This window comes from Aureimonas frigidaquae, from assembly GCF_001463905.1.
Classification (GTDB): domain Bacteria; phylum Pseudomonadota; class Alphaproteobacteria; order Rhizobiales; family Rhizobiaceae; genus Aureimonas; species Aureimonas frigidaquae.
This window is the reverse complement of the sequence record NZ_BBWR01000014.1, coordinates 1-5,704: the sequence shown is the minus strand read 5'-3', so window position 1 is coordinate 5,704 and position 5,704 is coordinate 1. Positions and strand designations below refer to the sequence as shown.

At 67.7% G+C, this 5,704-nt stretch carries 8 protein-coding genes and 1 pseudogene; 4 read left to right on the top strand and 5 right to left on the bottom strand.

The window, feature by feature from the left end:
- Together AUL30_RS14385 and upp are read left to right on the top strand one after the other, a co-directional pair.
- Positions 1–542, top strand: a pseudogene (locus tag AUL30_RS14385) (phosphopentomutase); the annotation flags it as partial.
- 65 nt (positions 543–607) lie between these two features.
- Entirely contained in the window at positions 608–1,237 is a 630-nt protein-coding gene (gene upp / locus AUL30_RS14380) for a uracil phosphoribosyltransferase (protein ID WP_062228599.1), read from the top strand.
- 3 nt (positions 1,238–1,240) lie between these two features.
- On the opposite strand, the gene deoA is transcribed toward upp, so the two are convergent.
- From deoA to AUL30_RS14365, 3 genes are read right to left on the bottom strand one after another with little or no spacing between them, the layout of a single operon-like run.
- Positions 1,241–2,557: a thymidine phosphorylase gene (deoA, locus tag AUL30_RS14375; protein WP_062228598.1), complete on the bottom strand. Its 1,317-nt coding sequence runs from the start codon at positions 2,555–2,557 to the stop codon at positions 1,241–1,243.
- A gap of 45 nt (positions 2,558–2,602) precedes the next feature.
- The gene (locus AUL30_RS14370; RefSeq protein ID WP_062228597.1) at positions 2,603–3,406 is read right to left on the bottom strand and encodes a purine-nucleoside phosphorylase; all 804 of its coding nucleotides are present in this window, start codon (positions 3,404–3,406) and stop codon (positions 2,603–2,605) included.
- Positions 3,403–3,819 (bottom strand): cytidine deaminase, encoded by a 417-nt coding sequence (locus AUL30_RS14365; protein WP_062228596.1) that lies wholly within the window; start codon positions 3,817–3,819, stop codon positions 3,403–3,405. Before AUL30_RS14365 ends, AUL30_RS14370 begins: the two co-directional genes overlap by 4 nt.
- A 129-nt stretch (positions 3,820–3,948) precedes the next feature.
- Here AUL30_RS14365 and AUL30_RS14360 point away from each other — a divergent pair, with 129 nt between their 5' ends.
- Both AUL30_RS14360 and AUL30_RS14355 read left to right on the top strand, forming a co-directional pair.
- On the top strand, positions 3,949–4,383 hold the full coding sequence (locus tag AUL30_RS14360) for an acyl-CoA thioesterase (RefSeq protein ID WP_062228600.1): 435 nt from the start codon (positions 3,949–3,951) through the stop codon (positions 4,381–4,383).
- Positions 4,376–4,582 carry a SlyX family protein gene (locus AUL30_RS14355; RefSeq protein ID WP_062228595.1) on the top strand — a complete coding sequence of 69 codons (207 nt, stop codon included), beginning with the start codon at positions 4,376–4,378 and terminating at the stop codon, positions 4,580–4,582. The genes AUL30_RS14360 and AUL30_RS14355 overlap by 8 nt, the downstream gene beginning before the upstream one ends.
- 4 nt (positions 4,583–4,586) lie before the next feature.
- Here AUL30_RS14355 and msrA read toward each other — a convergent pair whose 3' ends face one another.
- Positions 4,587–5,255, bottom strand: a complete 669-nt coding sequence (msrA, locus tag AUL30_RS14350; protein WP_062228594.1) for a peptide-methionine (S)-S-oxide reductase MsrA — start codon at positions 5,253–5,255, stop codon at positions 4,587–4,589.
- A gap of 70 nt (positions 5,256–5,325) precedes the next feature.
- A complete protein-coding gene (locus AUL30_RS14345; protein ID WP_062228593.1) occupies positions 5,326–5,646 on the bottom strand; it encodes a hypothetical protein in 321 nt (106 codons plus the stop codon).
- Positions 5,647–5,704: the final 58 nt, after the last annotated feature.

Here is a 5,704-nt window from a genome sequence, read left to right as displayed (position 1 = left end):
GCGCCAACCGCCGCGATTTCGCCGTGCCGCCGCCGGGTCAAACGCTCCTCACCCGCGTGGCGGCCGCCGGCGGGCAGGTTCATGGCATCGGCAAGATCTCCGACATCTTCGCGGGCCAGGGCATCGGCACCTCCCGCCCGGCCAGCGGCAACATGGCCCTGTTCGACGCCATGCTCGCCGCGCTCGACGAAGCGCAATCGGGCGATCTCGTCTTCGCCAATTTCATCGACTTCGACATGGTGCATGGCCACCGCCGGGACGTGGCAGGCTATGCGGCGGCGCTGGAAGCCTTCGATGCCCGCCTGCCCGAACTCGACCGCCGCCTGCGGCCCGGCGATCTGGCCGTGATCACGGCCGACCATGGCTGCGACCCGACCTTTCCCGGCACCGACCACACGCGCGAGGATGTGCCCATCCTGGCCTATGGACCGGGCATTGCACCAGGCTCCATCGGCCACCGCGACAGTTTCGCCGATATTGCAGAGAGCATCGGCCAGCATCTGGGGCTCGCGAAAGGGGTGCACGGCACGAGCTTCCTGTAGCGGCGCGCTTCAACTGCGGAACATTCCGGCTTATGAAGAAGCGTCTTTTCATCGCGTGAGGTTTCATGGCTGGCGTCACAGTAGTCGATCACCCGCTGGTGCAGCACAAGCTGACGCTGATGCGCCGCAAGGAAACCTCCACGGCAAGCTTCCGTCGGCTCCTGCGGGAGATCTCCACCCTTCTCTGCTACGAGGTCACCCGCCATCTCGATGTCACGACGACGCGCATCGAAACCCCGATGATGGAGATGGATTCCCCCATACTGGAGGGAAAGAAGCTCGTCTTCGCCAGCATCCTGCGGGCCGGAAACGGCCTTCTCGAGGGCATGCTCGACCTCGTCCCCGCAGCACGCGTCGCCCATATCGGCCTCTACCGCGATCATGAGACGCTGGAAGCGGTGGAGTACTATTTCAAGGCGCCGGAAGATCTGGAGAACCGGCTCGTCATCGCCGTCGATCCCATGCTCGCCACCGCCAATTCGGCCATCATGGCCATGGACAAGCTGAAGGAGCGCGGCGCGCGCAACATCCGCTTCCTGTGCCTGCTCGCCGCGCCGGAAGGCATTGCGCGCTTCCAGGCCGCCCATCCGGACATTCCCATCTTCACCGCGTCGATCGATGCCGGCCTGAACGAAAAGGGCTACATCATCCCCGGCCTGGGCGATGCCGGCGACCGGATGTACGGCACCAAATAGGCCTTAGGCGCCGATACGCTCCAGCACCGGATGGGCGGCTGCCTCTGGCGCCGCCTCCAGGATGCGCAGCGCCGAGACGACACGCTGCGCAGCTGCTTCGGCCGATGCCGCATCGCGCGCATGGATGATGGCGAGCGGTTCCCCGCGGGTGATGCGCCGCCCCATGGGCACGATCTCTGCCAATCCCACCGCATGGTCGACCGGGTCCTGCGGCCGGGTGCGCCCACCCCCGAGCGCAACGACGGCAAGGCCGAGCCCCCTCGTATCCATGGCATGGACGTAACCATCCGCCGGCGCCGCCACCACCCGTTGCAGCGGCGCGCGCGGCAGGTGGTCATCCAGCCGTTCCAGAAAATCCACCGGCCCGCCCAGCGCCGCCACCATGCGGGCGAAGGTCTCCGCCGCGGCGCCGCTGTCGAGCGCGTCACGCGCGCGGGCCGTGCCTGCCTCCAGGTCCTTGGCAAGGCCCGCCAGGACCAGCATTTCGCCGGCCAGGGCCAGCGTCACCGCTTCCACGCGGGGATCGCGCCGCGCGCCCGTCAGGAACCGGACCGCATGATCGACCTCCACCGCATTGCCGGCATGGTCGGCCAGGGGCTGGTCCATATCGGTCAGGAGCGCGGTCGTGCGCAGCCCGGCACCGTTGGCCACCGCGACGAGGCTGTGGGCAAGCTGCCGCGCCCCATCCCGCTCGGCCATGAAGGCGCCGGACCCCGTCTTCACATCGAGCACCAGGCCGTTCAGGCCGGCGGCCAGCTTCTTGGACAGGATCGAAGCGGTGATGAGGGGAATGGATTCCACCGTCGCCGTGACGTCGCGGATGGCGTAGAGCCGCTTGTCGGCCGGCGCCAGCGCCTCCGTCTGGCCGATGATGGCGCAGCCGACCGTGGCGACGGTGCGGCGGAACAGGGCGTTGTCGGGCGCGACACGGTAGCCGGGGATGGATTCCATCTTGTCGAGCGTGCCGCCCGTATGGCCGAGGCCACGGCCGCTGATCATCGGCACGGCGGCGCCGCAGGCCGCGACGATGGGCGCCAGCATGAGCGAGATATTATCGCCGACGCCGCCCGTCGAATGCTTGTCGACGACCGGGCGGGACAGGTCCGACCAGTCGAGCACCGTGCCCGAATCACGCATCGCGCAGGTAAGCGCCACGGTTTCGGAGTGTTCGAGCCCGCGAAAGAAGACCGCCATGGCGAAGGCCGCTGCCTGCCCCTCGCTGACGCGGCCGCTGACGAGCCCCTCGATCAGCTCTGTGATCGCCGCGGGGTCGAGGACGCCGCCATCGCGCTTGGCGCGGATGATCTCCTGCGGCAACAATGCGGCTCGGCCGGCCGGTACCTGCGATGCAACGGACACGATGCTTTAGAACTCCGCCACGGCGCGTTGCAGAATGGTGGCCAGCCGCGCCCCGCCGATGGACGCGACGGCCTGTGTCTGCGCGTGGGACAGCGGCTGCGCCCCCAGCCCTGCGCCCAGATTGGTGATGATGGAGGCCCCGACGACCCGCAGGCCGAGATACCGCGCCAGGATGGTTTCCGGCACGGTGGACATGCCGACCGCGTCGGCCCCCAGCCGCCGCGCCATCCGGATTTCCGCCGGCGTCTCGAAGCTCGGCCCGAGGAACCACGCATAGACGCCGCTATGCACTGCCACGCCGCAGGCATCCGCCACCGAGGTGACCGTCGCGGCCAGTGCGGGGTCGTAGGCGTTCGTCATATCGACGAAGCGTTCATCACCCTTCTCGCCGACCAGCGGATTGAGCCCCGCCAGGTTGATGTGATCTTCCAGGAGCATGATATCGCCCGGCTCGAAGGCAGGATTGACGCCGCCCGCCGCGTTGGTCAGCACCAAGTTACGCACGCCGAGCGCCTTGAACGCGGCCAGATAGGGCCGCATGACGGCAGCATCGCCGCGCTCATAGGCATGGACCCGTCCGGACAGGGTCAGGACGGGCGCGCGGCCGATATACCCGGCGACGAGTTCGCCGGCATGGCCCGAGACGCCACTTGTGGGCAGGCCCGCAATGTCGGCGCAGGCGATGCGGCGGGGCGTCTCCACGGCATCGACAAGGCTGCCGAGGCCGGAGCCGAGGATGATCGCCGTCTGCGGCGCAAAGCCGTCGAGCGCGCGTGACAGGGTGGCGGCAACATCGCCCGCGGCGCTCATGCGGCGTCTCCCGTCCGGCCGCACAGGCTGTCCTCGGCAAAGCCGCGCGGGAAGATATCGTCCAGCAATAGGGTCTCGATCACGCCCTCGACGGGGTCGCACAGGAAGATTCGCGTTTCGGGGAAGGCGAATTCGGCAATGCGCTGGCGGCAGCCGCCGCAGGGTGTGCAGCCGCGCAGCCGTTCCGCCACCACGGCAAGCTCGGCGATGCGCCCGCCGCCATCCATCACCATATGGGCGATGGCCGTCGTCTCGGCGCACCAGCCTTCCGGAAAGCTCGCATTCTCCACATTGCAGCCGGCAAAGATGCGTCCATCCGACGTGCGCAGCGCCGCCCCCACGGGGAAGCGTGAATAGGGCGCATGCGCCTTGCGCATCGCGCCACGCGCCAACGCGAACAGATCTTCGCTCATTCACACCATCCGGTTCGAGACGGAAGCCAGTCTAGAAGCAAAGACACGCCTTGGGAAATGCGCGGGGTGCCAACAACCCGGGCGATGGCGTATAGGATGCGCCGCAACCGCAGCCAAGGAACAGCGCCCGTGCCCGAGCATCCACGGCCCGACAAGTCCCGCTACGCCGCCTTCATCGACGTGCCGACGCGGTGGTCCGACAACGACGCTTACGGCCATCTCAACAATTCCGTCTATTATGCGCTGTTCGATACGGCGGTCACGCGCTTCCTGTTCAGCCTGTCCGACCAGATCCCGAAGCCCTTGCCCATCCTTTTCGTGGCGGAAACGAGCTGCCGCTACCTCGCCGAGGCGGCCTATCCGGATGCGCTGAGCGTTGGCATCCGGATCGAGCGGCTGGGCACGTCCTCGATCGCCTACGAACTGGCCGTCTTCCGGCAGGACGATCCCCTGGCCGTGGCGCAGGGGCGGTTCGTCCACGTCCATATCGATGCCGCGACACGCCGCCCGCATCCCCTGCCGGCGGCCCTGCGCACGCTTTTGGAGCCCTATTGCGATGCATGAACCCGACCGCATGGCCAAGCTGGAAGAGCTTGTGGCGCATCAGCAGAAGATGCTCGACGACATGTCGAGCGAACTTGCCCGCACCGGCGGCAAGGTCGACTTTCTAGAAAAGGCGCTGAAGGAACTCGCCCAGCGCTTCATGGCCCTGGAGGACGTCGCGACGCCGCGGCCGGAGATCACCCGGCCGCCGCATTACTGACCGGTCAGGCCGTCGCGGCCAATCCCACGGGACAGGCGACGCCCGTCCCGCCCAGGCCACAATAGCCGTTCGGCACCTTGGCCAGATATTGCTGGTGATAGGGCTCCGCATAATAGAAGTGCGGCGCCTCCAGGATTTCCGTCGTGATCGTGCCGCGATGGCCGGCCTTGGCCAGCGCCGCCTGATAGGCCTTGAGCGCGGCCTGCGCCTGCGCCAATTGCTCCGGCCCGTCGACATAGATGCCCGAGCGGTACTGCGTTCCAATATCGTTGCCCTGGCGCATGCCCTGTGTCGGGTCATGGCTTTCGAAGAACAGCTTCACGAGTTCCGGATAGGTCACGCGCGTCGGATCGTAGACGACCTGCACCACCTCATTGTGCCCGGTGCGCCCGCTGCACACTTCCTCATAGGTGGGATTGGGCGTGTAACCGCCGGCATAGCCGACCGCCGTCGAGATGACGCCATCGCGCTGCCAGAAGACACGCTCGGCGCCCCAGAAGCAGCCGAGCCCGAAAAGGGCCGTGCGCGCGCCTTGCGGATAGGGGCCCTGCAGCGGCGTGCCGTTGACGTAATGGCGCTCGGCCGTGGGAATGGGCTGCTCCCGGCCCGGCAGGGCCTCCGCAGCGCTGGCGGGGAGTTCGGACTTGCGCAGGAGACGATCGAGAAAGGACATGCGACCCTCAGCTTTCCAGGATGTTCCGTTGCCGCCTATGTGGTCACGGCAGCGCCCCCGGACAAGCGCGTCAGCGGCGCATTGCCGCGACGCGCCCGCGCCGCAGCTCCTGCGCCGTCGCGCCGAAGATCAACAGCGCCAGGATGCCGAGGCTCGGTGCCGCGGGCCAATGGGCGATCTGCGCCCAGATCCAGGCCAGGATATCGGCGCCGGTTCCCTGCAGTTCCGGCAGCCCGACGGGCATATGCTCGCCCACCAGCGTGGCCGCCGCATCCAGCCCCATCAGGCGCCATTGCGAGACCGCCAGCGACCGGGCGACATCCCCCACCCCGATCACGCAGGCGGCGGCCAGCAGGAAGAAGGCCAGAAAGCGCAAGACGAATCGGACCATGCCCGCAACCACTCCATGACAGAACCGGCGCGCCCCACGCCCGCCCCCGACCATCAAC